This window comes from Rhodococcus sp. EPR-147 (assembly GCF_001647185.1).
GTDB lineage: Bacteria > Actinomycetota > Actinomycetes > Mycobacteriales > Mycobacteriaceae > Rhodococcoides.
On record NZ_LVCU01000199.1, the window covers coordinates 1 to 1,362 of the forward strand.

At 64.0% G+C, this 1,362-nt stretch carries 2 protein-coding genes; both read left to right on the plus strand.

Features of this window, described 5'->3' with window-relative positions; all coding sequences use genetic code 11:
- Positions 1 to 374: DUF4913 domain-containing protein (locus tag A2J02_RS09910; RefSeq protein WP_068049677.1), on the plus strand; the 374-nt coding region annotated here is incomplete at its 5' end.
- Positions 375 to 659: 285 nt separating this feature from the next.
- Positions 660 to 1,274 carry a hypothetical protein gene (locus A2J02_RS09915; protein ID WP_068049680.1) on the plus strand — a complete coding sequence of 205 codons (615 nt, stop codon included), beginning with the start codon at positions 660 to 662 and terminating at the stop codon, positions 1,272 to 1,274.
- Positions 1,275 to 1,362 lie beyond the last annotated feature (88 nt).

Genomic DNA, 1,362 nt, shown 5'->3' on the forward strand with positions numbered 1-1,362 from the left:
CGTCGGCACCGGAGCGGCAGTACGAGTCGATGTTCGACTGGTTCGACACCTGGTTCGCGACTCTGATCACCCGCAAGCTCAGCGGCACCGCCGGTAAGAGCGGCCGGGTGTTCTGTCCCGAGTGGTGGCGACACGACGAAGTGGTGCGACGCCTGCGTGATCTGTGGCTGGCGTGGGAGGGCGCGGAGGCGAGCGAAAATCTCGGGGCTCCGAGTGCCTGGTGGATCCACGACGCGGACCCGATGCTGCGCGTACTGCTCGATCCGGACGGTGGCCCGATGTATCTGTGCAGCAGAGACAAGCACGTCGCGACCCCGCCGCTGCGGCGAACGTTGACTCTGCCCCCAGCGGGCTGGTTCGACGGGCTCGACTGAATGCTCCACCCGGTTCGTCAAGATATGTTGACGATTCGGGTGGAGCCTGACACAACTACCGATTCGATCGACCGAAGGGACCTGGTGGGTCCGGCTAGACCCACCAGGTCCGATGTGGCCGGAGAGTGCGTCTCCGGCCGACGACGACGTTAACGATCCCTGCCCGGTCCCGGGCAGTGCGGGTCGCACAGACGTCTCGCCCGACTTCAGGAGCGCACACCGTGGTTAAAGATTCCGACGATTTCCAACTCGATTTGTTCGCCGAGACAGAGGACAGTGACACCCATGATCGACCCGATAACGCAGGAGATAATGAAGCTCTACTTGGAGCACCAGGGGCTCCCGCAGGAGCTGAGTCCGACCGATCAGCAGGCGTTCCTCGAGACCGAGAGCGAGCGAATCGCGGAGCGGATCGACAACATGAAGATCGTCATGGAACAGCAAGTGCTGCAACGCTACATGCGCGACAACGGCCAGCCGCCCCCGTACATGGAGAAGGTCGGGATGATCAACCAGGCGTGGGCGCAGGCGACGGACTTCGTGATCAACGAGGAGATCTACGGCCAGCTCCCGCCGGAGATGGAGGCCTACCCACCGGACCAGGAGAGCCCGGAAGCCGAAGCGGAACGGGATCAGGCGCGGATTCAGGTCCACAAGAGCGATCCGGAGCGGTGGCGCAACCCGCTCAACTGCGCGGACCCGGACAAGGAAGCGGACCGGCTGACGGACCAACTGTGGAAGGGCCGACCGGTGCAGTTCCTCTACTACGCAGCGCATCTGATAGCGGCGAGGATCGAGGACAACGAGCCCTACCCGACATCGCAGAGCCACCCGCTGTATCCATCGTTCACCAGCCAGCTCGACGAGAGAGTGGCCGAGCACGCGGCAACCGGAAAGTAACCCGCCGCAGCGAATCCGACGCTCAACTGGATCTGTTCTCGTTCGACGCCGACGGGGCCGCACCGATCGACCCGGCCGGCACCGAGAT